This window comes from Faecalitalea cylindroides ATCC 27803 (assembly GCF_000469305.1).
GTDB classification, from domain to species: domain Bacteria; phylum Bacillota_I; class Bacilli_A; order Erysipelotrichales; family Erysipelotrichaceae; genus Faecalitalea; species Faecalitalea cylindroides.
Window position 1 is genome coordinate 27,515 of record NZ_KI271016.1, and the last position, 26,366, is coordinate 53,880.

22 protein-coding genes are annotated in these 26,366 nt (G+C 33.9%); 17 read left to right on the forward strand and 5 right to left on the reverse strand.

The annotated features are described in order from the left end of the window. Positions 1 to 31: 31 nt before the first annotated feature. Positions 32 to 562 carry a hypothetical protein gene (locus HMPREF0367_RS06055; RefSeq protein WP_035402289.1) on the forward strand — a complete coding sequence of 177 codons (531 nt, stop codon included), beginning with the start codon at positions 32 to 34 and terminating at the stop codon, positions 560 to 562. Positions 563 to 1,001: 439 nt separating this feature from the next. Here the strand turns inward: HMPREF0367_RS06055 and HMPREF0367_RS06060 are convergent, their stop codons facing one another. Both HMPREF0367_RS06060 and HMPREF0367_RS06065 read right to left on the reverse strand, forming a co-directional pair. Then, complete coding sequence (locus tag HMPREF0367_RS06060) at positions 1,002 to 1,580, reverse strand: hypothetical protein (RefSeq protein WP_035402291.1); 579 nt, start codon at positions 1,578 to 1,580, stop codon at positions 1,002 to 1,004. Further along, entirely contained in the window at positions 1,577 to 2,101 is a 525-nt protein-coding gene (locus HMPREF0367_RS06065) for a DUF1836 domain-containing protein (RefSeq protein WP_035402292.1), read from the reverse strand. Before HMPREF0367_RS06065 ends, HMPREF0367_RS06060 begins: the two co-directional genes overlap by 4 nt. 113 nt (positions 2,102 to 2,214) lie before the next feature. Here HMPREF0367_RS06065 and HMPREF0367_RS06070 point away from each other — a divergent pair, with 113 nt between their 5' ends. Continuing rightward, positions 2,215 to 3,060 (forward strand): DegV family protein, encoded by an 846-nt coding sequence (locus tag HMPREF0367_RS06070; protein WP_022355235.1) that lies wholly within the window; start codon positions 2,215 to 2,217, stop codon positions 3,058 to 3,060. Positions 3,061 to 3,074: 14 nt separating this feature from the next. On the opposite strand, the gene HMPREF0367_RS06075 is transcribed toward HMPREF0367_RS06070, so the two are convergent. Further along, positions 3,075 to 5,009, reverse strand: coding sequence for an NAD(+) synthase (locus HMPREF0367_RS06075; RefSeq protein WP_035402295.1), 1,935 nt, complete (start codon positions 5,007 to 5,009; stop codon positions 3,075 to 3,077). Between the two features lie 58 nt (positions 5,010 to 5,067). Continuing rightward, positions 5,068 to 6,585: a 4Fe-4S dicluster domain-containing protein gene (locus HMPREF0367_RS06080; RefSeq protein WP_035402296.1), complete on the reverse strand. Its 1,518-nt coding sequence runs from the start codon at positions 6,583 to 6,585 to the stop codon at positions 5,068 to 5,070. A 191-nt stretch (positions 6,586 to 6,776) separates the two neighbouring features. On the opposite strand from HMPREF0367_RS06080, the gene HMPREF0367_RS06085 reads away from it, so the two are divergent. The 4 genes from HMPREF0367_RS06085 (at position 6,777) to HMPREF0367_RS10060 (ending at position 11,364) form a co-directional block, all read left to right on the forward strand. Next, a complete protein-coding gene (locus HMPREF0367_RS06085) occupies positions 6,777 to 7,418 on the forward strand; it encodes an HAD family hydrolase (RefSeq protein WP_022356373.1) in 642 nt (213 codons plus the stop codon). Beyond that, the gene (locus HMPREF0367_RS06090; RefSeq protein ID WP_035402298.1) at positions 7,405 to 8,289 is read left to right on the forward strand and encodes an RluA family pseudouridine synthase; all 885 of its coding nucleotides are present in this window, start codon (positions 7,405 to 7,407) and stop codon (positions 8,287 to 8,289) included. Before HMPREF0367_RS06085 ends, HMPREF0367_RS06090 begins: the two co-directional genes overlap by 14 nt. A gap of 16 nt (positions 8,290 to 8,305) precedes the next feature. Further along, positions 8,306 to 9,493: a cation:proton antiporter gene (locus tag HMPREF0367_RS06095; protein WP_022356375.1), complete on the forward strand. Its 1,188-nt coding sequence runs from the start codon at positions 8,306 to 8,308 to the stop codon at positions 9,491 to 9,493. A gap of 599 nt (positions 9,494 to 10,092) precedes the next feature. Further along, entirely contained in the window at positions 10,093 to 11,364 is a 1,272-nt protein-coding gene (locus HMPREF0367_RS10060) for a patatin-like phospholipase family protein (RefSeq protein WP_169815941.1), read from the forward strand. On the opposite strand, the gene HMPREF0367_RS06110 is transcribed toward HMPREF0367_RS10060, so the two are convergent. Beyond that, positions 11,294 to 12,208, reverse strand: a complete 915-nt coding sequence (locus HMPREF0367_RS06110) for an RluA family pseudouridine synthase (protein WP_051335200.1) — start codon at positions 12,206 to 12,208, stop codon at positions 11,294 to 11,296. The two genes, HMPREF0367_RS10060 and HMPREF0367_RS06110, sit on opposite strands and share 71 nt — an antisense overlap. Positions 12,209 to 12,262: 54 nt before the next feature. Between HMPREF0367_RS06110 and HMPREF0367_RS06115 the strand changes: the two genes are divergently transcribed. From HMPREF0367_RS06115 to HMPREF0367_RS06165, 11 genes are all read left to right on the forward strand, one after another. Further along, a complete protein-coding gene (locus tag HMPREF0367_RS06115) occupies positions 12,263 to 12,655 on the forward strand; it encodes a desulfoferrodoxin family protein (protein ID WP_035402299.1) in 393 nt (130 codons plus the stop codon). Positions 12,656 to 12,724: 69 nt separating this feature from the next. Further along, complete coding sequence (locus tag HMPREF0367_RS06120; RefSeq protein WP_035402301.1) at positions 12,725 to 13,879, forward strand: chloride channel protein; 1,155 nt, start codon at positions 12,725 to 12,727, stop codon at positions 13,877 to 13,879. Positions 13,880 to 14,147: 268 nt separating this feature from the next. Continuing rightward, positions 14,148 to 15,128, forward strand: coding sequence for a mannose/fructose/sorbose PTS transporter subunit IIA (locus HMPREF0367_RS06125; RefSeq protein WP_035402303.1), 981 nt, complete (start codon positions 14,148 to 14,150; stop codon positions 15,126 to 15,128). Positions 15,129 to 15,143: 15 nt separating this feature from the next. Beyond that, positions 15,144 to 15,950: a PTS mannose/fructose/sorbose transporter subunit IIC gene (locus HMPREF0367_RS06130; RefSeq protein ID WP_035402305.1), complete on the forward strand. Its 807-nt coding sequence runs from the start codon at positions 15,144 to 15,146 to the stop codon at positions 15,948 to 15,950. 24 nt (positions 15,951 to 15,974) lie between these two features. Beyond that, a complete protein-coding gene (locus HMPREF0367_RS06135; RefSeq protein WP_035402308.1) occupies positions 15,975 to 16,892 on the forward strand; it encodes a PTS system mannose/fructose/sorbose family transporter subunit IID in 918 nt (305 codons plus the stop codon). Positions 16,893 to 16,954: 62 nt separating this feature from the next. Further along, positions 16,955 to 17,326, forward strand: coding sequence for a DUF956 family protein (locus HMPREF0367_RS06140; RefSeq protein ID WP_035402309.1), 372 nt, complete (start codon positions 16,955 to 16,957; stop codon positions 17,324 to 17,326). Between the two features lie 126 nt (positions 17,327 to 17,452). Next, positions 17,453 to 20,380 carry an acyl-CoA dehydratase activase gene (locus HMPREF0367_RS06145; RefSeq protein ID WP_035402312.1) on the forward strand — a complete coding sequence of 976 codons (2,928 nt, stop codon included), beginning with the start codon at positions 17,453 to 17,455 and terminating at the stop codon, positions 20,378 to 20,380. Further along, positions 20,373 to 21,623, forward strand: coding sequence for a 2-hydroxyacyl-CoA dehydratase (locus HMPREF0367_RS10825; protein ID WP_022356386.1), 1,251 nt, complete (start codon positions 20,373 to 20,375; stop codon positions 21,621 to 21,623). Before HMPREF0367_RS06145 ends, HMPREF0367_RS10825 begins: the two co-directional genes overlap by 8 nt. 1 nt (position 21,624) lies before the next feature. Then, positions 21,625 to 22,389: a putative ABC transporter permease gene (locus tag HMPREF0367_RS06155; RefSeq protein ID WP_035402314.1), complete on the forward strand. Its 765-nt coding sequence runs from the start codon at positions 21,625 to 21,627 to the stop codon at positions 22,387 to 22,389. Positions 22,390 to 22,454: 65 nt separating this feature from the next. Further along, positions 22,455 to 25,079, forward strand: coding sequence for an ABC transporter ATP-binding protein/permease (locus HMPREF0367_RS06160; protein ID WP_428829653.1), 2,625 nt, complete (start codon positions 22,455 to 22,457; stop codon positions 25,077 to 25,079). Positions 25,080 to 25,222: 143 nt separating this feature from the next. Further along, complete coding sequence (locus tag HMPREF0367_RS06165) at positions 25,223 to 26,362, forward strand: glucose-1-phosphate adenylyltransferase (RefSeq protein ID WP_022356389.1); 1,140 nt, start codon at positions 25,223 to 25,225, stop codon at positions 26,360 to 26,362. Positions 26,363 to 26,366: the final 4 nt, after the last annotated feature.

The following is a 26,366-nucleotide window of genomic DNA, read 5'->3' on the forward strand; positions in this document are numbered from 1 at the left end:
ATAATCTTATTGTTTAGATAGGAGATCGCTTATGTCGCTTAATAATGATAATTCTATTTATGGTTTGAATATTTACGAAGATAAAAAGGGGAGGATCATTTACAAGGATTTTTTAATGAAAAATGCTGTATATATTCCTACTTTTGATTTTAAAATGTTTTCGTTTTATCGATATAGATACATTATAGGGGTGTCTTCTTTTATTGTTTTACAAACTCTATTTACTTTATTCCATGCTTCTGTGTTGTTGTCTAACATATTAACTATTTTTATTTTTGTTTTCTTGGAATACAAATTTAGAGTCTTTTTAAAAGATAAACAAAAAGTTAAGAAGTTTAATAAATCTGAATATATTGGATATATTGATGTTTTAAATAAACAAGACCCAACTAAAATGCTTTTGAAGGCTGTTCTGTACATTGCTTTAGGAATATTGATTTTATATAATGGTTATGATAAATCGTATGTAGGAGTTTCTTTAGCATTTTGTTGGTTAATCATGATAGTTTGTGTTTTTTATGGATTAATACAGTTTTATGCATTCTCAAAAAGGAAATCATAAGTATTTTTGATTTTGGTAAAAAATTGGTATTTGAAAAGGATCTTAGAGTCTGAGCTCCCTGACTTTAAGATCCTTTTTAATTTATTAATACGATGTTTAACAAACAATTATTATTAATTTTATATGCTTAGATTTCATCAATTTATATAAAATATTAATACTCAAAAATTAAGTGTAATCAATATACTCTATATAAAAAATCATCATATCACAAGAAATGCTACATGTTTTTATTTACATAAGTTTTTAGACATATATAAGATCACCTAATAATTTACAGAAGATATAAAAAAATAAAAGGAAATATTTCTGTATAATTATGAAATGTTTCCTAATCAATCTAATTAGTATTAAATATTTTGATTAATGTCGTTATGTATGCTCGAGAGGCTATATAGTGTATTCAGATTCTCAAAGTATGTATTTGAATTAGGTTTCGTTACCAAACTACGATTTCTTCATCGTTATCTTGTTCTTCATTCTGTTTTTGATTTTTCATGTATAAATATGTCTCGAAGGAGGTTAGAATACCGTTGTCATTGTTATTACTGCTTCCTTCAAGAATTATCTTATTTACACTTACTAAATTTGTTTTAGTTAATTTTTCACCAATTTTGGAAGATTTAAAAATTGAAGGTGTTTTCCCGATTTCTAAAAGTATGGTTTCAGTCATGTAATAGTCTGCTTTATGATTTGTACCTGTAAAATAATTAATTTCATCTAACATGGCAATGCAAAATTGCTTAACAGTTTGGATGTCAACATTAGTTTTAAATAATAGAAAAGCTTGTTTATCATTTGTTATTTTAGTTGGAATAGATAATAAAAATTTATTTGCGATTGCATCATATGGTTCATGGCTTATAAAGTCCATATATTCACGATAATCTAAATCATTTTGATATCTTTGTTCATCAGGAAGAATTTTAAAGTATAAAGTTGGGTATATACCAGAATGATGAAAATTGGTACCTTTAACACTTGTTGTGTATAATGCAGGATATGTTTCTTTTGTCATAAAATACTACCTTTCTTATCTAATAAATCTACTTCTGCGTATAATTTATAAACGATTGAACGAACCACATTGTATAGTAATTGCTTTTGCCAATTTGATGCATTGTATTGAAGGTTTTTATCATCGCCATCTGCAAAAGTAGCATGTAAACATTCTTCAAAACAAATTGAAAATGCATCATATGCTTTTTCAAGATCACTGTGTTCCATCTCATTTTGGATTTCTATTAATTTGGATATTTCGGCCAAAGAATAACATCTTTTAAGAATACAAACTACTATTAAAAATGCGAGATGATAACGTTTATAATGCTTTTTAATTGGCGGTTTGACAATGCTATTTTTAACATAATTATTTACCATATTAGATGTTATAACTTTTTCCTCAAAAAAAAGAGGTGAGAGTTCTTGATTAATATAAAAAATGACTTGATCCATATAAATATCAAAATCAGGAAGATCTTTCCATCGAGGTAATTTAAAACTTATTAACGATTTATGTATTTCTTCTATATTTTTCATGTGCTTACAATATCACATTTTGTTTTGCTAATCAATATGGATTTTAAAACTAGATATATTGACTTTCGAAACCAGAAAGTATAATATTGATGTATAGAAATGAGGATAAAACAATGGTTCAAATACTTTCAGATTCATCAACATTATATTCAAAATCCCAAGCGATGAATATAGGTCTAGAAATTACACCTTTAGTTGTAATAATAGGAAAAGATAATTATCGCGAATTTGAAACAATAGATTCTGACACTTTATTATGTAAGATTGAAAATGGAGCAATTCCTACATCATCACAACCTCCAATTGGAGAAAAAATGGATTTATATAATCAATATGGTAAAGATCAAGACGTTATTGATATCACCATGGCGGCTGGTTTAAGTGGAACATACGATTCAGCTTTAATGGCTAAAGAAAGCTGTAATTATCCAGATAATATTTCTGTATTTAATTCAAAAACTTTATGTGGACCACATAGAGTTTTGGTTAATGAAGCGTTAAAAATGGCCAAAGATGGAAAAACAAAAGAAGAAATTTTATATATGTTAGAGGAATCTGCAAAAACTGATGTATCCTTTTTGATACCTTTTGATTTTGATTTTCTTCAAAGAGGAGGAAGAGTTTCAAAGACAGCAGCTGGTTTGGGCGGCTTGTTAAAACTTGTTGTCTGTATGAAAAAATCAGATGATGGACGCTGTTTAGAAAAGCATTCGGTAAATCGAACATTAAAAAAAGTGGTTCTTTCAATTTTTGAAGAATTCGATAATCGCAATGTAGATGATTCATATCATATATCTATATCTCATGCATTTAATGAAGAAACAGCTTCTAAAGTGAAAAAAGCATTAGTTGAAAAATATCCAAATGCAACTATTGAAATATTTGATCTATCACCTGTATTTATTACTCAGGGAGGTCCTAAATGTTGTGCAATTCAAGCTATTAAAATCGTAAAATAATAATGAGCAGGATCTTAGTCCTGCTCATTTAATTCGTTAACTTGTTTAAGCCAAAGATTTCTAGATGCATCGCTAGGCATTCGCCAATCACCTCGAGGAGAAAAACAAATCGAACCTACTTTTACACCATCTGGCATACAGTTTCTTTTAAACTGCTGAGTAAAGAAGCGTGAATAGAAAGTTTGGATAGCTTTTAATATAACATTTGAATCAACAGACTGGAATGCTAATTTAGCTAAATCGAAGATTTTTTTAGGTTCTTCATGATGACGAAGCATATGATATAAGAAGAAATCGTGTAAATCATACGATCCTAAAACTTCTTCAGTTTTCTGTTGGATCTTACCATGAGAATCAGGTGGTAATAGTTCAGGAGATACAGGTGTATCACAAATGTCCATTAATACATTATATAATTTAAGATTGTTTGATTGTTTTGCATCTAAAGCTACACTTTCACAAATATAACGTACTAAAGTTTTAGGAACACTGGCATTGACTGCATACATGCTCATGTGATCTCCGTTATATGTACACCAACCTAGAGCTAATTCACTTAAATCACCAGTTCCAACCACAAGACCATTTGTCTTATTGGCGAGGTCCATTAAGATCTGTGTTCTCTCACGAGCTTGTGAATTTTCATAAGTAATATCGTGTTTATTTGGGTCTTGGCTAATATCGATAAAATGCTGGTTAACACTTGGTACGATTGATATCTCTTTTGAATCGACCTGTAGAATGTCCATTAAAATTTGTGCATTGTTCTTAGTTCTATGCGTTGTACCGAATCCAGGCATTGTGATAGCATGAATTCCTTTTGTGTCAAATTTGTTAATTTCAAATGCTTTAGCGCAAACTAATAAAGCTAATGTTGAGTCCAACCCGCCACTGATTCCAATGACGACATCTTGACAATGTATCTTTTTTAAACGAGTTGCTAGACCATGAGCCTGAATGTTTAAGATTTCATGACATCTTTCAATTCGTTTTTGTTTATCTTGTGGAACAAATGGATAAGCATTGACTGGTCTTGTTAACTGGATCAAATCAATTGGATTGGATCTTATTTGAATACATGTGCATGAATAAGAATCTTCAAAGCTTGTTTTGAAATGAATTCGATCACTTATTAAATGTTGAAGGTCAATTTCACTGCTAATAAATTTTTTTCTGTCCTTGATCGTTGTCTCTTTAAGCAGATAACCATTTTCAGCGATTAAATTATGATTAGAGAAAACAAGATCACTTGTACTTTCACTGGTTCCAGCACTTGAATAGATATAAGCTGAGTATGTAGAAGCACTTTGGTGAATGACTAGATTTCTTCGATAGGATTCTTTTGAGATGATTTCATTAGAAGCGGAGCAATTGCACAGGATATTAGCCCCTGCTAAAGCAAGTTTTGTGCTAACTGGAATTGGTACCCAAAGATCTTCACAGATTTCAACAGCAATTTTAGCTCCGGTCGTAAGATCTTCTACCAGAATATCATTAGAGACCATAACCGCTTTATCTAAAAGTGTTACAGTTGCATTTTTAGGAAGTTCTCTACCACTTGAAAACCATCTTGTTTCATAGAATTCATTATAAGAGGGGATATAAGTTTTTGCCTGTATCGCAAGAACCTCATTTTTACGAATAAAAGCTGCACAGTTATAGAGACGATTTTCGATGACTAATGGAAGCCCAACTATGGCCAAAAGATTTTGTGGCATCTTAGATACTAGATCTTCTAATTCAATACGTACATTTCTTAATAGGACATCCTCTAAAAATAAATCCTGGCATGTGTATCCACTTAATGCAAGTTCAGGAAATACAACAAGTTGTGTGTCAGGATCAAGTTCTGACATAATTTTAAGAATTTCAAGTTTATTTGCAGCAGGATCACCAATAAATACTTCAGGTGTTGCACTGGCAACTTTATAAAATTGATATCGTTTCATAATTACCTCACATTCTTTTATAGTATAAAAAAAAAAGATGGAATAATCCATCTCTTTTTTAGCTATTTGATAGTTCGTGCAGACGATCAGAATATGCTGATTCATCTGAAGTTTGTTTTTCGTTTTCGTTAGCATATTTTTTAACTAAAACACTTGATTTTGTGATTGGTTGTAATGTACCGGCTCCAGCAACGCATCCGCCAGGGCAAGCCATACCTTCTAATAGATATCCATCCAATCTTCCGGCTTTAGCCATCATTAGCATTGTACGGCAATTCTTTAAGCCTTCAGCATTCTGTATCTTAACATCAACTTCCGGATGTTTTTTGTTGATCAAATCTTTAACAGCTTTAGCAACACCACCGCTCACGGCAAATCCACGTCCAGAATTTGTACCTTCTTCAAGAGGTTCTCCACCTTCAACAGCACTTAAATCGATACCTTTGGCTTCAAACATACCCATAACTTCTTCAAACGTTAATACGAAGTCGATATCGCTTCGTATGGATTTACGACTTGCTTCCAATTTCTTAGCAGCACAAGGACCAATGAAGACAACTTTTGCATCTGGATTATCTTTTTTGATCATGCGGCCAGTTAATACCATTGGTGTTAAAGCCATTGAAATATAAGATGCAAACTGAGGGAATTGTTTTTTAGCCATTACAGACCAGGCAGGACAACAACTTGTTGCCATAAATGGTTGTTTTTCAGGAACTTTATCCAAGAAGTCTTCGGCCTCTTCAATCGTACACAAGTCAGCTCCAATAGCAACTTCAACAACATCGGCAAATCCAAGTTCTTTCAATGCGTTTTTAACTTTATCTGGTGTTACAGTGGGACCGAATTGACCTACAAAAGCTGGAGCAATAGCCGCAATGACTTTATATCCTTCTTTCATGGCATAAATTGTCTGGAAAATCTGACCTTTATCAATGATTGCACCAAATGGACAGTTTACTAAACACTGACCGCAGCTTACACATTTATCGTAATCAATAACAGCTTTTCCATCTTCATCGCTGCTGATGGCATCCATACCACAACTTGCAGCACATGGTCTTTCAATTTTTGTGATAGCTTTATAAGGACAAGCATCCATACAACGACCACATTTAATACATTTTTCCTGATCAATGAAGCTTTTTCCATCTACGATATGGATTGCATCTTTAGGACATACTTCCGTACATTGATGAGAAAGACATCCTTGACAGGCATTTGTTACAAATACTTTTTTTTCAGGGCAGGCATTGCAGGCAAATTTTACAATGTTGATCAGAGGATCATCATAGTATTTTTTAGCAATAGTACTTTCTTCGATACCATCTGATAAAGCCCCGTATTCTGACATTTCACGTACAGGAAGTCCCATTCCTAAACGTAATCTTTCTCCAATGATAGCTCGTTCCAGGAAAATACTATTACGATATTTTGCTTTTGTACCCGGCAAGATCTCATATGGGATCTCTTCAATTCGTTTTGCGTAATCGGTATTGTCATCATATGCCATTTTGGCAATGGCAGCAAATACTTTACGTCTTATGTCGGTTACTGAGTTATAAATTCCTCGCATATTTCCTCCTTACTCTCTCCATAACATTATAACGAACATTTCTCGTTATGGAAACAATTAAAGTTATTTTTTTCACAATGAAAGAGCCAGGTATAAAATGGGAACACTATAAATGATATCGTTTTCATGTGCAACTTAAACTTTTTTTTCTTTTTTAAAGTGTTATAATCATTCAAGGAGGATTTTTATCAATGAAAAGGATTGTATGGGATTGGAATGGGACCTTATTAAATGATGTAAATCTTTGTTTTGAATGCATCAATCGTCTATTGGTTTCAAAAAATCTGGATCCTTTAATAGATTTAGCTGCTTATCGTGATATATTTGAATTTCCAATTCAAAATTATTATCAAAAAGCTGGATTTAATTTTGATAAGACTCCGTATGAAGTTTTGGCTGGTGAATACATGAAAGATTACCAGGAAAAAAGTTATGATTGTCAGCTTTTTGAAGATGTTTATGAAACACTGAGAAAAGCTCATTTTTTTGGTTTTCCCCAATGTATCCTTTCTGCCAGTAGAAAAGATTATCTTTTAAAACAAATAGAAAAATTCGACATTTTAGATTATGTAGATTCTGTTCATGGAATCGAAAACATCTATGCTTCCAGCAAGAAAGAGCTGGCAAGAAAATATGTTGAGAGTTGTTCTTTAGAAGATGAGATTTGGTTTGTTGGCGACAGCATTCATGACTATGAAGTTGCTAATACACTTAAAGCAAATTGTATCCTGGTTACAACAGGCCATCAGTCAAGACAAAAATTAGAAAGAGTTGATGCCATTATCGCAGACAGTTTATTAGAAAGTTTAGAAATCATTTATGAAACAAATTGAAATCTTACAAGATGATGCAAATCAAAGACTGGATAAGTTTTTATTGAAAATGTTTCCTGATCTTTCACGATCTTTGATGTATAAAGCAATACGTAACAAAAAGATAAAAGTAAATCGAAAACGTTGTACATATGATCAGATCTTGAATAAAGGAGATATTGTGCTTTTGTTTTTGCCTCCTCAGTTTTTGAATGAGAAACAAAGGGAATCTAATTTCATTTCAAATCAACTTGATGTTATTTATGAAGATGAGAATATATTGATTGTTAATAAGCCAGTGGGATTGCTATCGCAAAGCGATACTTCTCAAACACAAGATACACTTGTATCTAGAATTCAGGGTTATCTATATGAGAAGAATGAATACGATCCAAATAATGCACACAGCTTTGCACCAGGCATTTGCAATCGATTAGATCGTAATACACGAGGACTTGTCATAGCAGCTAAAAATGCCAATGCATCAAGGATTATAAATGAAGCAATAGCACAAAGAAGAATACACAAGTACTATAAAGCATATGTATCTGGACATCTAGAAGATAAAAATTTTGTCATAAAAAAATATATGTATAAAAATAAGACTAAAGCTCTTGTTTCCGATTATCCTAAAGATGGATATAAGATTGCTTATATGGAAGGAAACGTCTTGATGCAGGATAAAATGAATACCTGGGTAGAAATTGAGCTTCACACAGGAAGGTTTCATCAAATTAGAGCGTTGATGTCGAGTATTTCACACCCTCTGGTCGGGGATAAGAAATACGGTTATAAAGGAAAAAATATGAATATTCAGCTGATTGCGTATAAGTTGCGCTTTGATCAGCTAGATCTTTCATTACCAATCCATGAATTTGTAATAAAAGATTAAATTAGGAGGAGCCATCATGGAAAGTTATCGCTATTTATTGGATATAGCTTTGATTCTATTATCAACTAAACTTTTTGGATTATTTTCTAAAAAACTTCGAATGCCTAGTGTGGTGGGGGCATTGATTGCCGGAATTGTTCTAGGTCCTGCTTTTTTAAATATCGTTGGGCCAAGCGATTTGATCAATTCTCTATCAGAAATAGGTGTTATCGTATTGATGTTTGCCGCAGGTTTGGAGACAAGCGTGAGCGATCTAAAAAAAGCTGGATTAAAAGCTTTTATTATTGCGGTATTAGGAGTATTGGTTCCATTAGGAATGGGATATGTTGTAGCATCATTCTATAATGTTGGACCAGAGGCATGGTTGCATAATTTGTTCTTAGGTGTCATTTTAACGGCTACAAGTGTAGGTATTACTGTAGAAACGTTAAAAGAAATGGGCTGTATGAGTACAGATAGTGGAAATACAATTCTTGCAGCAGCTGTTATTGATGATGTATTAGGTATTGTTGCCTTAACTTTGGTAACAGGGATGGCTGATAGTTCAGTAGATATTACAATGGTATTATTAAAGATACTTGCATTCTTTGTGTTCTCGGTTGTTGCTGGAGTTATTCTTCATAAAGCTTTTGCATGGTGGTTTAATCACGATTCACGTGGTGGTCTGCAACGTTATTCAATCGTTTCATTCTCATTTGCTTTGTTAATGGCTTATGCTTCTGAAGCATTCTTTGGTGTTGCTGATATCACAGGTAGTTTTGTTGCCGGATTGATTATTTCTGGAACAAGCCAATGTGCTTATGTAGAGAAACGTATTGGAACTTTATCATATATGTTGATCACACCAATTTTCTTTGCGAACATCGGATTAAAACTTTCACCAGTTCATTTAACTTCCAGTTTATTGATTCTAGTTGTGGTTTTATGTATTGTTGCAGTAGTATCAAAGATCATAGGTTGTGGCTTAGGTGCTCTAATATGTAAGTATTCACCAAAACAATGTATTCGAATTGGCTGTGGAATGGTTTCTCGTGGTGAAGTAGCCTTGATTGTCGCCGATAAAGGTATGGCCTTAGGATTATTACCTGAATTATTTGTGACGCCAGTTTTATTATGTGTTGTATTTACGACAGTTGTAACACCAATATTATTAAAACTTGTTTATAAAAAAGAAGAAAATGATCCTGATTTCGTAAATGCATAATTTGTCATGTATTTGTCACTTTTGATCTTCATACTATATAGTATGAAGATCTTTTTTATTATTTTATGTATCGTTCTTCTTTGGATATACTTAGTTTACTTTCTTGAGAAACGATATATGGGATTTGGAACAATTCTATTTATATTTTTAAGTATGGTAACATTATATTATGGATCCAATAAGGACTTTTATCGACTTATATTGTTTCAACTATATCTGTGTTGTTTAGGATTGCAAGACTATAAAACTTACTATATTTCTAAGATATGGGGTGTATTCAGTTTGATCCTGACTGTATGTTTTTTCGATTCAATACATTTATCTGGCATATTATTTAGCTTTATTGCCTCTTTAATGTATTTTTGTAAGCAGGATTGGATAGGAAGTGCTGATATAGGGATCCTATTTGTGCTTGGCTTGATTCTTGGTTTTGAAAGAATGTTTATATGTGTATTCATTGCGATTTTTATAGGCTTGTTATTTTATGTTTGCTCAAATAAAAAATTAATTCCATTTATTACTTGTTTATGCTTTGGCGCTTATATATCTATATTAAAAGGTTTTACTATATGGTATATGTTTTATGGTATACTAGCGTTATGAAAAATGGTTTAGTATTAGGTGGTGGAGGAGCAAAGGGTTGTTATGAGGTTGGTTCTTTACAGGCATTTGAAGAATGCAATATAAAGTTTGATTGTGTAGCAGGAACCAGTATAGGGGCTATTATTGGTGCTATTTATACTCAGCAAACAATAGATGAAGTTGTAGATTTTGTGTATGCCATATCTCCCGGACAAATTGTGAAAGATCTTTTTGAGTTTCCTGATAATTTTAATGATGTTTTAGAAAACAAAGAACAGATCAAAACATTTCTCGAACATTTTATTAAAGAAAAATCAAATGATATTTCACCATTGGTCCATTCTTTTGAAAAGATGTTTGATTATGACCGATTTATCCATTCCAATATCGAATATGCGTGTATGACGTATAATGTATCAAAAATGCAAGCACAACCTTTTTATAAAGAAGACATATCACGTGAACAGGCAGTCTCTATCATTATGGCGAGTGCATCTTGTTTTCCAGCATTTCCAATGATGGATATAGATGGACAAAAATATATTGATGGTGGCTATGCTGATAATGTGCCGATTTCTTTGATTAAAGAAATGAATGCAGATAAGATCATTGTCATAGATGTGCATGGACCGGGACGAAATAATACGATAAATCAAAATGAAATTTCACTTTATATTGAACCCATACTACCGTTAACTAATTTTTTAGATTTTAGAACGGAACAGGGGATTCGTTCACTTCGATTAGGTTATTTAGAAACAATGAAATACCTCAATGAATTTAGCGGATATGTTTATACATTTAATCGTGGTTCCTGGCCGGATATTTATCGCTTTGAACAATACGCAAAAATGGTATTCAAAAATCATGGTATTCTCTTCGAAGATGAGTTTTTCTATAAAGCTATTAGTTCTGTATTAGGATATAGACCAAAAAAATTAATAAATTCATACTTTGAAATGTACCAATTTGGAATGTTGTTGGAAGCTTTAGCTTTGTGTTCAGGAACGGATGCAGTCAATCTTTATGATTGGAAAGACTTTATAAAAGAAGTATTACAGAGACTTCGCACGATACAGCCTATACAGCGGCCAATAAGTTTTATGGATGCGATAAAAATATTAAAAAATGCCCATAAAGAAGATATTGTTGTCTACTTCTATGGGCTGTTAAAAGGAAATGGATATAGACTTCCAATTACCTATGAACCATTAAAATCTATTTTTGATGTGTCTTATGCAATGGCATCTTTATGGTGCTTGTTAGATCAATATGTGAGAATGGTTTAAAACGCGGATCTATTGGGGCTTGTATGTGAATAAATCTATTCTCTAAAGGGTGATAAAAATCGATTGCATAGCTTTCTAATAAGAGCTTTCGATTATCTAAGATATGTCCGTATAATGGATCATTAACGATAGGGTACCCTATGTATTTTAGATGTGTGCGTATCTGATGTTTTCGTCCTGTCTTAATACCAATGCTTAATAGTGAATAGTGATCTTTCGTTGTTACTTTATATATATCTGTGATGGCTGTTTTTCCTTTGTTGGAGACAATCATCTTTTTTGCATCGTGCCGATCTCTTGAGATTGGCTTTTCTATATGTTTATGTCGATATGGAAAAGTTCCTTGTACAACACCTAAATATTGTTTTTTTATGATATGTTCCTGGATTTGATGATCAAAAAAACTGTGAAAGAAAGGATGTTTGACAAAGAAAACAAGACCACTTGTCTCTTTATCAATTCGATGAATAGGGTAAGCGAAAAACTTGTAATTATTACAAAGAGTATAAAAATTTACTCGTGAACAAAGTGTATCAGGACTTGTACCATCATCGTGAATTAATAAATTTGTTGGCTTGTTGACAATAAGGCATATATCGTCTTCATATACAATTTCTATGCCATGAGGACTTGTCTGGATGTGTTCGTTTTTTCGTCTTGTCGTGATCGTATATGTTTTATTGGCGTACAGTATAGTATCGGCATTGATGTTAAATAGTTTTTGGCGATTTTTAGAAATGTAGAATACCTCATAAAATTGCTGTATTTCCATATCCTGTTTTAAGACCACATATACTAAATTGTTGTTGCAGCGAATTGTTTTTATTTTGTTGAGCATATTCATAGACTAATTATCTCGAACATTGATATAATGTCAATATAAAGAGGAGGTTCTATTATGAATATTTATAAGTGTGATGTATGCAAGACTGTATATGAAGTGATTGATCCAGTTGATGCACAAAGAGAAATTGTTTGCTGTGGAAAACCAGCTCGTTTATTAAAAGCAGGAGACACAGATGCAGCTACTGAAAAACATGTTCCAGTAGTAAGCGTTGAAGGAGATAAGCTAATTATTAATGTTGGTAGTGTAGATCATCCGATGACACCAGAGCATTGGATCACATCAATTTGGGCAGAATTTGCCGATGGAAGTATCGAAAGATCTGGATTAACGCCAAATAATAAACCACATACTGAATTTGATCTAAAGGGTCGCACTGGTGAAGTTACTGTTTATGAATACTGTAACTTACATGGTTTGTGGAAGACTACTATTACAATTGAATAATCAATGATCTTTACAGCTTTGCTGTAAAGATTTTTTTATGATATATAATATATAACAAGGGAAATTAGGATGAAGAAATATATTATATTGATTTTAGCGGCTGTCGGTGTTGGAGCGATAGTTGGAACTATCGAGTCTTTCTTTAAAATTTTGGTAAATCAGGCAAACTGGTACAGAGCTCAATTTATGCCCTATATCTTTTTATTGATTCCATTTGCAGGTATCTTGATTTTATTGGCTCAATCACAATTAAAAGAGAAGAACGGAATGGATGTTGTTTTCAAAGCCGAGAAGAATGAAAACAGTTCTTTATCATTGAAGAATGCTTGTTTCGTGCTTGTATCTTGTTTAATATCTCATTTTTGTGGTGTTAGTACTGGTAGAGCTGGAGTATCTATGCAAATGGGGGCTGCGATTTCAAAACATTTTTGTAATCGGATGAATGTTATTGAATATGTCATACCGATGGGAGTGGCTGCCGCTTTTTCAGGTCTCTTTTGTTGTCCAATCACTTCTACAGTTTTTGCCTGCGAAGTCTTTAATACAAAAAAATTCCAATATAAAGCAATCATACCTTGTTTGATATCTTCGTCTACGGCAACCCTTTGTGCAGCACTATTTGGTTTTCATCGAGTTTCCTATGTCTTTCAATATAGTTTTGCTGTAGAAATAAAGAATATTATAAAGCTGCTAATTTTAATTCTGTGTCTGACTTTAATTGGCAAAGCGTTTGCATTTAGTTTAAACAGTTTAAAAAAATTTATAAATGAAAAGTTACCCAATAACAAGTATCGTATTATTATTATATTGAGTCTAATGATAATGATGTTTATGATCTTTACACAAGGTCGATATTCAGGATCAGGTGAAAATTTAATAGAGGAAGTATTTATAAACGGAAATGTTCTTAAAAGTGACATTTTATTTAAATTTATATTAACACTTTTAAGTGCTGCTGCAGGTTTTTATGGTGGAGAAGTAACTCCTTTATTTTCAATTGGAGCTTTAAGTGGATATATGCTTGGACATATATTAGGCTTTCCAGTTTTCTTTTGTTCTGCATTAGGGTATGGAATTGTGTTTATGAGCGCAACTAATGTATATTTAACTGGAATGGTATTGATCTTAGAAGTATTCGGGCTTGATTTTTTATTACCTTGTTTGATTATTGGGATTATAGGTTATTTATCAAATTGCACTGTTTCAATATATCCATCGCGATAAAAAAAGAAGATGTCTAGATATTATTAATACTTATTTTAGAGAATGTTTTTATTTAACAAATTATGTTAAATTAACATAAATAATAGATTAAATATGTGAAAAAATGTGTAAATTTGTTGATTGAATCAACTAATAATGCTATACTTCAATTAGTTATCAGGAATTTAAGCGTTTACAATAATCTCATATAATAATATTTATGTAGTTTTTGTTGGCTTTTTTTCTTGATTCTTCTACGCTATAAGCGAAAAAGAAAGGACGAAAAAAGATGGTAGGAATTATCATTGCCAGTCATGGTGAATTTGCCAATGGTATCTTACAGTCAGGTGAAATGATCTTTGGTAAACAACAAGATTGTGTAGCCTGTACTTTAATGCCAAGCGAAGGACCAGAAGACATTAAGGCAAAAATGGAAGCTGCAATTGCTTCTTTCGAAAGCCAGGATGAAGTGTTGTTCCTAGTTGACCTTTGGGGTGGGACACCATTTAATCAGGCAAATGGCTTGATCGCTGGACATGAAGACAAATGGGCAATCGTTACAGGTTTGAATTTACCTATGTTGATTGAAACATATGCTTCAAGAATGTCTATGGAAAAAGCGCATGAAATCGCTGCTCATATCTTAGAGACAGCTAGAGAAGGTGTAAAAGTTCGTCCAGAAGAACTTGAACCAGAAAAACCAGAACCAGTACAAGCTCAGGTTGAACCACGCGGGGCTATTCCTGAAGGTACAGTATTAGGTGATGGAAAGATCAAATATGTATTAGCTCGTATTGATACTCGTTTATTGCATGGACAGGTTGCGACTGCATGGACAAAGGCAGTTTCTCCAACACGTATTATCGTTGTATCTGATGCAGTAAGTAAAGATGAATTAAGAAAGAGCATGATTGAACAGGCGGCTCCTCCAGGAGTAAAAGCCAACGTTGTTCCTGTTGATAAGATGATCAAGGTTGCTAAAGACGTACGTTTTGGAGCAACTAAAGCAATGCTTCTATTCGAAACTCCTCAAGATGCATTACGTGCAATCGAGGGTGGAGTTGATATCAAAGAATTGAATTTAGGTTCTATGGCTCATTCAGCAGGTAAAGTTGTATGCTCTAAAACTGTTGCGATGGACATGGATGATGTTCATACAATTGAAAAGATCCAGTCTTTAGGAGTTAAATTTGATGTACGTAAAGTTCCATCTGATTCTCCAGAAAAGATTGAAGATCTGTTAAATAAAGCAAAAAGCGAACTAGCATAATTAGGAGGAAAATATATGTCTTTTATTACAATTTTGCTGATCGCTGTCGTTGCCCTTCTTGCTGGTATGGAAGGTATATTGGATGAATTCCAGTTCCATCAGCCAATCGTGGCATGTACATTGATCGGTTTAGTAAGTGGATACTTAGAAGAAGGTATCATTCTTGGTGGTTCACTTCAGATGATTGCTCTTGGATGGGCAAACATTGGTGCGGCTGTTGCACCAGATGCTGCATTAGCTTCTGTAGCTTCTGCAATCATCATGGTTAAAGGTTTAGGTGGAGCAACAGATGCTCAGACTGTTATTGATTCAGCGATTGCTGTTGCTATTCCATTGTCAGTAGCTGGTTTATTCTTAACAATGGTTTGTCGTACATTGGCAATTCCAATCGTTCATTTCATGGATGCTGCTGCAGAAAAAGGTAACTTCCGTGGAATCGAAACTTGGCAGATTATCGCAATCTTGATGCAAGGTGTTCGTATTGCTATTCCTGCTGTTGCACTATGCTATATTCCTGCTGAAGCTGTTCAGGCTGCATTGGAAGCAATGCCTGCTTGGTTAGCTGATGGTATGAGTATTGGTGGTGGAATGGTAGCTGCTGTTGGTTACGCAATGGTTATCAACATGATGGCTACAAAAGAAACTTGGCCATTCTTTGCTTTAGGTTTCGTTGTTGCATGTATCAGCGAAATCACATTGATCGGTCTTGGTGTAATCGGTGTTGTTATCGCACTTGTTTACTTAGGACTTAAAGAAAGTGGTGGCTCTAAAGGAAACACTGGTTCTGGTGATCCATTAGGAGATATCTTAAATGATTACTAGGAAACTTGAAGGAGGTAAAATAAAATGGCTGAAAGAATTCAATTAACTAAAAAAGACCGTTTTTCTGTAGCGTTCCGTCATCAGTTCCTTCAAGGTTCTTGGAACTATGAACGTATGCAGAATGGTGGTTGGTGCTATTCAATGATTCCAGCAATCAAACGTCTATATCCTAACAAAGAAGATCAGATTGCTGCATTGAAACGTCATATGGCATTCTACAACACACATCCTTATGTATCAGCTCCAGTTGTTGGTGTTACATTAGCTTTAGAAGAAGATAAGGCAAATGGTGCATCAATCGATGATGAAGCTATCCAGGGTGTAAAAGTTGGTATGATGGGTCCATTGGCTGGTGTTGGTGACCCTGCATTCTGGTTCACATTGAGACCTATCTTAGGTGCAATGGGTGCTTCTCTTGCATTGTCAGGAAGTATCATAGGACCTATCTTATTCTTCGTAGCATGGAACGTTATTCGTTTTGCATTTATTTGGTATACTCAGGAATTTGGGTATAAAGTTGGTACAGAAATTACTAAAGACTTGTCTGGTGGATTGCTAGGAAAAATCACTTCTGGCGCAAGTATTCTTGGTATGTTCATCATCGGTGGCTTAGTTCAGCGTTGGGTAAGTATTTCATTTACGCCAGTTGTATCTAGTGTTGAACAATCTACAGGTGCTTACATTGACTGGTCAAAAATCACTGGGGATGCAGAAGGCATCAAATCTGCCTTAGAACAATATAATTCTTTGGGCGGTGCAGGTCTTAACCAAATCAAAGAAACTACATTACAGGCTAACTTAGATCAGTTGATTCCTGGTCTTGCTGCTCTATTATTAACATTGCTATGTTGCTGGTTGTTAAAGAAAAAAGTTTCTCCAATCGTTATCATCATCGCATTGTTCATCGTTGGTATCTTGGCTCACTTAGCAGGTATCATGTAATAATCTTTGGACTAAAGTCTTTTAGGCCGGGTATCCCGGCCTTTTTTTAAAAGGAGGAAACCATGGCTCAGTCGCAAAATACGAAAGTTGATTTTACGATCCATGCAACTTCTATGCTTGGATTAACAACCTATGGAAATATCATGATTGGTGATAAAGCTTTTGAATTCTATAATGAAAAGAATGTTCAGGATTTTATTCAGATTCCTTGGACAGAAATCGATCGTGTTGAAGCAAGTGTTCTTTTTAAAAAGAAAATTTCACGGTTTGTGATATTCACCAAAGAGGGCATGCATTTTACATTCTCTACGCGAGATAATATCAAGACGTTAAAAGAAGTAAAAAAATACGTTCCAGAAGACAGAATGTTTCGCTCCTTAAGCTTTTTTGATGTCATCAAAAGAGGGTTAAAAAGACTGTTTCATATTAAATAACTTGCAGATTTCTGCAAGTTTTTTTATTATGTTAATGTAGATATTTAAGTATCTTAACAAATCTAATCAAAATAAGTGATTTTTTTAAAAAAATGAGTATAATAACATATTTAGTGGGGTGTATGTATGACTTATAAGATTGGTTTTGATATAGGCAGTACAACGATAAAAGCTGTTGTACTCGATGAAAATCAACAAATTTGTTATAAAAGCTACGAAAGACATAAGGCGCAGGTGCGTCAAAAAGCTTTAGAGAAAATTAAGGAACTCGAAAGATATACGAAGGAACCATTTCAGTTTGCGATAAGTGGTTCAGGAGCCTTAGGTTTATGTGATGATGGAAAGCTTCCTTTTGTTCAAGAAGTATTTGCCAGTGCGACAGCCATTCGTAAATATTATCCAGATACAGATTGTGCTATAGAACTAGGTGGAGAAGATGCAAAGATATTATTCTTTAAAGGTTCTATTGAACAGCGAATGAACTCAACATGTGCAGGTGGTACTGGTGCATTTATCGATCAAATGGCTAGTTTATTGGACGTTGATCTTGAAACGATGAATGAAGTTAGTTTGAAACATGATAAGATTTATCCAATCGCATCTAGATGTGGAGTTTTTGCGAAAACGGATGTACAACCTTTGATCAATCAAGGCGTCAGCAAATCGAATTTGAGTGCTAGTATTTTTCAAGCAGTCGTAGATCAGACGATCACATCTTTAGCGCAAGGAAGAAATATTGAGGGAAATGTTTTGTTTTTGGGAGGCCCTTTGTATTTCTTGTCTGGTCTAAGAGATCGTTTCCAGGAAACTTTGAAACTTGCAGACGATCAAATTACTTGTCCAGATACCGCAATCAATTTTGTCGCCTTAGGAGCTGCTTTATGTGCGGACAAGATGTTTACAAGAGATGAACTTGTTTCTATACTTGAAGATCTTTTGAACGCACCATCCAGCACGGAAAGTACAAGGCCTTTGTTTGAAGATAAAGCGGATTATGAGACCTTCAAAGCTCGTCATCATCAAAGTGATGCTAAATATGCAGATTTAAGTTTATATACTGGTAAGGCTTATCTTGGTGTCGATTCTGGATCAACGACGACAAAACTCGTTTTATTAAATGAAGATCATGAAATATTGTATGAATCTTATACATCTAATAAAGGAGATCCTTTAGCGGTCGTTAGAGCAGATTTGATGAAGATATATGAAACAAATCCAAATATTCGTATCTATGGATCGTATGCAACCGGGTACGGGGAAGAATTAATGCGTCACGCCTTCCATTTAGATGGTGGGATCGTTGAGACAATTGCGCATTATACGGCTGCCTGCCTATTTAATCCGGAGGTGGATTATATTCTTGATATAGGTGGTCAGGATATCAAATGTTTTAAGATTCGAGATGGAAGAATTGATGATATCGTATTGAATGAAGCATGCAGCAGCGGTTGTGGCTCATTCATCGAAACATTTGCTAAATCTTTAGGGTATGATGTTGAAACCTTTGCCCAATTGGGACTAAAATCAAAAAATCCTGTTGAACTGGGAACTAGATGTACTGTATTTATGAATTCAGGTGTAAAACAAGCTCAAAAGAATGGTGCGACGATCGAAGATATTTCAGCCGGATTGTGTAAATCAGTTGTCAAAAATGCTTTATATAAAGTAATTCGTGCGAAGAATAAAAAAGATATCGGAGAACATATCGTTGTTCAAGGCGGAACTTTCCAAAACGATGCAGTTCTAAGATCTTTTGAACAAGAGCTTGGCCTAGAAGTAATACGTCCCAGCATTGCACATTTAATGGGAGCTTTTGGTGCTGCATTATACGCTCAAAAACTTCATCGTACACGAAGTTCAATCTTAAATTATGAACAATTAAAAAATTTCACTCATAAGTCGGTTTCTACAACTTGTCAAGGTTGTACAAATCATTGTGCTTTAACAATTAATACTTTTTCAGATGGTAGTCGTCTAGTTGCAGGAAATAAGTGCGAAAAGATGATCATTCATGATCAAAAAGAAAAATTGGAAATTCCCGATCTTTTCAAAGAAAAGGCATCTATGATGCAAAAGGTTCAAAAAAATATTTCTCATGATAAGAAGATTGGTATGCCTTTAGTATTGAATAATTATGATTTATTACCATTTTGGACAAATTTCTTTGATGTCTTAGGGTATGAAGTTGTATGGAGCACACCAAGTACATTGGATATGTATCATGATGGACAGCATACAATTCCAAGTGATACGGCTTGTTTTCCCGCAAAACTTGTACATGGTCACATTAAACAACTTGTAGATCAAGAACTTCCTTTGATCTTTTATCCTTGTATGACTTATAACTTGGATGAAAATCAATCAGATAACCATTATAACTGTCCTTTAGTTGCTTATTATCCAGAAGTAATTGCAGCTAATATGGATTTAAATAATACAAAATTCTTATACCCGTTTATCAGTTTTGACAACGAGAAGAACTTTGTTGAAAAGATGATCAAAGCTTTTGAAACTGTCGATATTCATTTCAATAAAAATGATGTCAAAATTGCCTTTAGAACGGCTATGAACAAATATCGCGATTTTCATGAAGAATTGGTTCAAAAACATATTGATGCCGTTAAATTTGCGCGTGAGCATAATTTACAGATAGCTGTATTATGTGGTCGTCCATATCACTTAGACCCATTGGTAAATCATCAGATCAATCAACTTTTGACAACACTAGGTTTTGTAGTGGTCAGCGAAGAAAGTGTTCCTAGACAGCCAGCACATAAGGTTAATGTTTTGAATCAGTGGACATATCACGCTAGATTATATCAAGCTGCACATTATGTATGTGAAAATCCAGATATGAACTTGATCCAGCTTGTAAGTTTTGGATGTGGAATTGATGCGATCACGACCGATGAAGTGAAGACAATTTTGAAAGAAGGTCATAAATTCTATACACAAATCAAAATTGATGAAATCGATAACCAGGGTGCAGTAAAGATTCGTCTACGTTCTTTACAGTCAGCACTTGCACAAAATAAAGGGGGTCAACATGGATAATTCATATGCTAAGTTTACACCGGAAATGAAAGAGACCAGCACAATCCTGGTACCTTCAATGTTACCGATTCATTTTCGTTTGTTCACACCTATCTTTGCGAAAAACGGATATAAAGTTGAAGTGTTGGAAAATATGAAAGATTCTGTAAAAGAAGAAGGATTAAGCCATGTTCATAACGATACATGTTATCCAGCTTTGTTGGTCATTGGACAGTTTATTGATGCCTTAAAAAGTGGAAAGTATGACCTTGATCATGTAGCTTTGGTTATCACACAGACGGCTGGAGGATGTCGTGCCAGCAATTATCTTCCTTTGTTAAGAAAAGCTCTTGCCATGGAAGGGTGGCAGCATATACCATGCCTTTCGGTAAATTTCTCAGGTCTTGAAAAGGACAGCGCTTTTAAATTAACCCCAGCTTTGATCATGGAAGTGCTTTATGCTGTATTATATGGAGATGCATTGATGTGGCTGGAAAATCAAGTAAAGCCATATGAAAAGATCAAAGGTCAAACGGATCAGGTAATAGATGATATCTTGAATGATTTAGTTGAATATTTTAACAATAATCAATATCGCAAATCAAAACAGATTTATAAATATATGATACAACGCTTTAAAAATATTCCAAGAAACGATGAAAAAAAGATTCGTATAGGTATTGTTGGAGAAATTTATATGAAATATTCTCCTCTAGGAAATCAAAATCTAGTCGATTACTTGATTAATGAAGGGTTTGAACCAGTTTTATCGGGTGTTATGGATTTTGGTTTGTATTGCGTTGAAAATGGTTTGATTGATCATGAGTATTATAATCGTAATGCGATCAGCTATCCTTTATATTCGATGGCGAAGGGTATTATTATGCACATGCAGAAACAATTTATTGATGCAATTAATAAAGATGGAACATTTACAGCTCCTGATGATTTTAGTGAAGTCATAGAAAACGGAAAAGGTTTTATTGATAAAGGAGTTAAGATGGGAGAAGGCTGGCTGTTAACAAGTGAAGTTGTTTCTTTGATAAAATCTGGAGTTACCAATGTCATTTCCGCTCAGCCATTTGGCTGCCTTCCAAATCATATCGTTGCCAAGGGAATGGTTCGTCGTATCAAAGAAAAATATCCTGAAGCCAATATTGTCGCAATTGATTATGATCCAAGCGCTTCTAAAGTAAATCAGGAAAATCGAATTCGTTTGATGTTAGCAAACGCAAAATTGTCAGAAACGATGAAAGAGGGTTAATATGGAATTATTATATGCTTACACTTATTTCATCGTTTATGCTTTTTTAGGATGGGTTTGCGAAGATATTTATTGTGGAATTGGAAAAAGAAAATTTATTAACCGTGGTTTCTTATATGGTCCTTATTGTCCAATCTATGGTTTTGGAGCTTTGCTTGTAATTTATCCTTTGCTAATGGTTTCTAAACATCCAATTGTCGTTTTTATATTTGGAATGGTCTTAACAAGCATTCTCGAATATATTACAAGCTTTGTTATGGAAAAGTTATTCGCAACTAGATGGTGGGATTATAGTACATATCCATTTAACATCAATGGTAGAATTTGTCTTCAAAACTCACTGTTGTTTGGATTAATGGCATTAGTGGTTGTTTATGGCCTTCATCCTATTGTGAGTCGTTTTGTTGAGAGAATTCCTTTAGGTTTTTTGGTTATCTTCCTAATCATGTTTACAATTTTCTTTGTGATCGATATTGTCAATACAGTCATTGTATTATTGCGTCGTAAGAAAGTGTTCTTGAAATTGAAAGAAGATATTGACGAATTACGAGCACAATTTGAATCGGATCGTGATCTTCTAAATGAAGAATTTGAAAGATGGATCAATGATCATAAAGAATTGGATGTTGTTAGGAAAAGAATTCAAAAACGTGTTGAGATGGTCGATGAATTACGTAAAAAACATATTGTACGTGCGTTCCCGGATCGAAAACTTTCTGATCAATTAAATCAATTACAAGATATTGTTAAAAAACTTACTAAGTGAATGGTTACTCTATCACATTGTAGAGTAACTTTTTCTTCACAAATATTGTTAAGTGACTTAAATAAATGTATAATAACAACATATTTGAATTAGAGGTGAATATTTTGTTAGAGTGTAAAAATCTAGTCAAAGATTATCAAACATCCAATGAAGTTGTTCATGCATTAAAAGGAGTTTCTGTTACATTTAGAGATAATGAATTTGTATCAATTCTAGGACAGAGTGGATGTGGTAAAACAACTTTTTTAAACATCATAGGAGGTTTAGATCATTATACAAGTGGAGACTTGATCATTAATGGAAAATCTACAAAAGATTATTCTGATAAAGATTGGGATACATATCGTAATCATCGTGTAGGCTTTGTTTTTCAAAGTTATAACTTGATCATGCATCAAAGCGTATTATCCAATGTTGAGCTTGCTTTGACATTGACAGGTGTTGGAAAAGAAGAGCGTCGCCAAAGAGCGATTGAGGTTTTAGAGAAAGTTGGTCTAAAAGATCAATTGGATAAAAAGCCAACTCAAATGTCAGGAGGACAAATGCAGCGAGTTGCGATTGCACGCGCCTTGGTGAACAATCCGGATATCTTACTGGCAGATGAGCCAACGGGTGCTTTGGATTCGGTGACAAGTGTACAGATCATGGATCTCTTACAAGAAATTGCAAAAGATCGATTGGTCATTATGGTTACACATAATCCAGATCTTGCTAAGCAATATTCAACACGCATCATTCGATTACTGGACGGAGAGATACAAAGTGATTCGGATCCAGTATCTGAACAGGAAAAAATTGATGTATCACAAGAGAATCTGGCAAAACCATCTATGTCATTTAAGACTGCTTTATCTTTGAGTTTAAACAACTTGATGACAAAGAAAGGAAGAACATTCTTAACCAGCTTTGCGGGAAGTATTGGTATCATCGGTATCGCATTGATCTTATCTTTATCAAACGGTGTGCAAACATATATTAATACTGTAGAAAATGATACGATGGCATCTTATCCAATAGAGATACAAGATAATTCGATGGATATGTCAGCTATGATGTCAGCTATGATGGAAATGCACAGTGATGAAAGCGTCAATGATACTGATAATATAACTTCTAGACCGTATGTAAATGATATTTTAAATTCTTTATCTAGTGAAGAATCTAATAACCTGACAGCTTTTAAAGAATATTTGGATTCAAAAGAGGGGAAAGAATTTGTAAAGAATACCAAGGCAATTGAGTATGATTACAGTATTACACCGCTTATCTATAATGACAATGGGGACAAAGGACTAATTCAGGTAAGTCCAAATGGCTTACTGGAAAGGCTAGGTTTCTCAGACATGATGAGCTTGCAGAACCAGTTTATGTCTTCAAGCACAACGATGGCTAATAATGAAGTCTGGACAAAACTACCGACAAGTTCTGTTTTAAGAGATGAAGAATATGAATTGGTAAATGGCGAATGGGCTAATGACTATAATGAAGTTGTTTTGGCTGTAGATGAGAATAATCAGATTACAGATTACGCTTTATATTCATTAGGTTTGATGGACCAGGATGAATTGGTTAATAATTACAATCAGTTGCTAAATGGTAATATTGAAAAAATCGAAACTTCTGATACAGTATCGTATACTCCAGAGGAGATTTTGAATATGAGCTTTAAGCTTGTTTTACCTTCTGATTTATATAGAGAATCCAATGGTGTTTGGATTGATCAAAGCGATGACGAAGAATTTGTTCAAAATGTAGTAGACAATGCCTTGGAAGTAAAAGTTGTAGGTATAATAAAACCAAAAGATTCATCAGTAAAACGTATGACCATGGGTGGCGTGATGTACACAGATGATATGCAGGATTATATTATCGAACAGTCATCCCAAAGCGAGATAGCTAAACAACAAATAGATAATCCAAACACCAATGTATTTACTGGGCAGTCTTTTGATGAACAAGATGAATTATCCTTATCGAATTTAACAGACGAACAAAGAATGATGATGGCTTCTATGTCTGAATCTGAATTGATGCAATATATGGCTAGTTACAATGAAAATGTCAATGCGACATATGAAAGCAATCTTTCTAAAATTGGAGTTGTAGATACGGATTCTCCAACGGCAATCTCAATTTATGCATCCAGTTTCGAACAGAAAGAATTGATCAGTGATATGATCAATGATTACAATGAAGAACAAAAATCAAATGGTGAAATGGCGGATGTGATCACATATAATGACTTTATAGGAATGATGTTAGAAAGTGTTTCTACAGTCATTAATATGATAAGTTATGTATTAATCGGTTTTGTCAGCGTATCTTTGATCGTTTCGAGCATTATGATTGGTATCATTACGTATATCTCTGTACTAGAAAGAACAAAAGAAATTGGAATCCTTCGTGCTATTGGAGCCTCTAAGAAAGATATTTCCCGAGTATTCAATGCCGAAACTTTCATTGAAGGATTGATCTCTGGTGTACTGGGTATTTTGATTACATTGATCTTAAATTTCCCAATCAGCACAATCGTTGAGCATTATACTGGTGTGGCTAATATTGCAATCTTGCCATGGCAGGGTGGAATAATTTTAGTATTAATAAGCTTATTATTGACTATTATTGCTGGTTTGATTCCATCAAAGTATGCAAGTAAAAAAGATCCAGTAGAAGCTTTAAGAAGTGAATAGTTATAAAAATAGTTGAGAAGTAAAATTTTCAACTATTTTTCATTAAAATTATGTAAACGCATACAAAAAGGCCGGAAAAGCATTTTATTTTTAGAAAAAAGTGATATACTTTAATAGTAAATATACTAAATAGGAGGATGAGTATGAAACAAAATAATATGCTCGCAATGATATTAGCGGGTGGTCGAGGAACTCGTTTGTTTGATCTTACAAAAAACAATGCGAAACCGGCCGTATACTTTGGTGGAAAATATCGTATTATCGATTTTCCTTTGAGCAACTGTGCAAACTCTAATATTGATATAGTAGGTGTTTTGACACAGTATGAGTCAGTTCAGTTGAATGCTTATGCTGGTGCTGGACAAAGATGGGGCTTAGATACTCGGGGAAGCGGTGTCTATGTTTTACCTCCACGTGAAAAAGATGGAACTAAATTTGATGTTTATCAAGGTACTGCCGATGCGATCAATCAGAATATCGACTTTATCGATCGCTTTGATCCAGAATACGTTTTGATCCTTTCTGGAGACCACATTTATAAAATGGATTATGCAGATATGTTATCTTGTCATAAAGCCAATAATGCTGACTGTACAATTGCAGTCTTACCAGTTCCTATGAAAGAAGCTAGTCGTTTTGGTATCATGAACTGTGATGAAAATGGACGTATCATAGAATTTGAAGAAAAACCAGCACAGCCAAAATCAAACTTGGCAAGTATGGGTATTTATATCTTTAACTGGAAAGCTTTACGAAAAGAGTTGATCGCAGATGCTCAAGTTGAAGGCAGTGCTCATGATTTTGGTAAAAATATCATTCCTTCATTCCTTGAACAAGGTAAGAATTTAATGTCTTATAAATTTGAAGGATATTGGAAAGATGTTGGTACTATCGATTCCTTGTGGGAAGCAAACATGGACTTGTTAGAAAAGAATAATGAATTAAATCTAGATGATCCAAATTGGAAGATTTATACAGAAGACGTTCCAGCTTTACCTCACTATGTAAGTTCTACTGGTTCAGTTGAACATTGTTACATTAACCAGGGTGCTATTATCCGTGGAAACGCAAAAGATTCTGTTTTGTTCAATCATGTGACAATTGAAGAAGGTGCAGATGTACAGCAGGCTGTATTGATGCCAGGTGTTCATGTTGGAGAAGGAGCTAAAGTGTATCGTGCTATCGTTGCTGAAGGTGTTAAGATCGATGCTGGTGCAGTTGTAGGTTCTTTAGATAATAAAGAAATTGCTCTGATCTCAAAACGAGTAAAGAAAGGTGAGTAAGCAT

Bases quoted from the DNA above. Each gene is read 5' to 3' on its own strand.
- HMPREF0367_RS06055 (WP_035402289.1), top strand. From the start codon at position 32: ATGTCGCTTAATAATGATAATTCTATTTATGGTTTGAATATTTACGAA.
- HMPREF0367_RS06060 (WP_035402291.1), bottom strand. From the start codon at position 1,580: ATGACAAAAGAAACATATCCTGCATTATACACAACAAGTGTTAAAGGT.
- HMPREF0367_RS06065 (WP_035402292.1), bottom strand. From the start codon at position 2,101: ATGAAAAATATAGAAGAAATACATAAATCGTTAATAAGTTTTAAATTA.
- HMPREF0367_RS06070 (WP_022355235.1), top strand. From the start codon at position 2,215: ATGGTTCAAATACTTTCAGATTCATCAACATTATATTCAAAATCCCAA.
- HMPREF0367_RS06075 (WP_035402295.1), bottom strand. From the start codon at position 5,009: ATGAAACGATATCAATTTTATAAAGTTGCCAGTGCAACACCTGAAGTA.
- HMPREF0367_RS06080 (WP_035402296.1), bottom strand. From the start codon at position 6,585: ATGCGAGGAATTTATAACTCAGTAACCGACATAAGACGTAAAGTATTT.
- HMPREF0367_RS06085 (WP_022356373.1), top strand. From the start codon at position 6,777: ATGAAAAGGATTGTATGGGATTGGAATGGGACCTTATTAAATGATGTA.
- HMPREF0367_RS06090 (WP_035402298.1), top strand. From the start codon at position 7,405: ATGAAACAAATTGAAATCTTACAAGATGATGCAAATCAAAGACTGGAT.
- HMPREF0367_RS06095 (WP_022356375.1), top strand. From the start codon at position 8,306: ATGGAAAGTTATCGCTATTTATTGGATATAGCTTTGATTCTATTATCA.
- HMPREF0367_RS10060 (WP_169815941.1), top strand. From the start codon at position 10,093: ATGAAAAATGGTTTAGTATTAGGTGGTGGAGGAGCAAAGGGTTGTTAT.
- HMPREF0367_RS06110 (WP_051335200.1), bottom strand. From the start codon at position 12,208: ATGAATATGCTCAACAAAATAAAAACAATTCGCTGCAACAACAATTTA.
- HMPREF0367_RS06115 (WP_035402299.1), top strand. From the start codon at position 12,263: ATGAATATTTATAAGTGTGATGTATGCAAGACTGTATATGAAGTGATT.
- HMPREF0367_RS06120 (WP_035402301.1), top strand. From the start codon at position 12,725: ATGAAGAAATATATTATATTGATTTTAGCGGCTGTCGGTGTTGGAGCG.
- HMPREF0367_RS06125 (WP_035402303.1), top strand. From the start codon at position 14,148: ATGGTAGGAATTATCATTGCCAGTCATGGTGAATTTGCCAATGGTATC.
- HMPREF0367_RS06130 (WP_035402305.1), top strand. From the start codon at position 15,144: ATGTCTTTTATTACAATTTTGCTGATCGCTGTCGTTGCCCTTCTTGCT.
- HMPREF0367_RS06135 (WP_035402308.1), top strand. From the start codon at position 15,975: ATGGCTGAAAGAATTCAATTAACTAAAAAAGACCGTTTTTCTGTAGCG.
- HMPREF0367_RS06140 (WP_035402309.1), top strand. From the start codon at position 16,955: ATGGCTCAGTCGCAAAATACGAAAGTTGATTTTACGATCCATGCAACT.
- HMPREF0367_RS06145 (WP_035402312.1), top strand. From the start codon at position 17,453: ATGACTTATAAGATTGGTTTTGATATAGGCAGTACAACGATAAAAGCT.
- HMPREF0367_RS10825 (WP_022356386.1), top strand. From the start codon at position 20,373: ATGGATAATTCATATGCTAAGTTTACACCGGAAATGAAAGAGACCAGC.
- HMPREF0367_RS06155 (WP_035402314.1), top strand. From the start codon at position 21,625: ATGGAATTATTATATGCTTACACTTATTTCATCGTTTATGCTTTTTTA.
- HMPREF0367_RS06160 (WP_428829653.1), top strand. From the start codon at position 22,455: ATGTATAATAACAACATATTTGAATTAGAGGTGAATATTTTGTTAGAG.
- HMPREF0367_RS06165 (WP_022356389.1), top strand. From the start codon at position 25,223: ATGAAACAAAATAATATGCTCGCAATGATATTAGCGGGTGGTCGAGGA.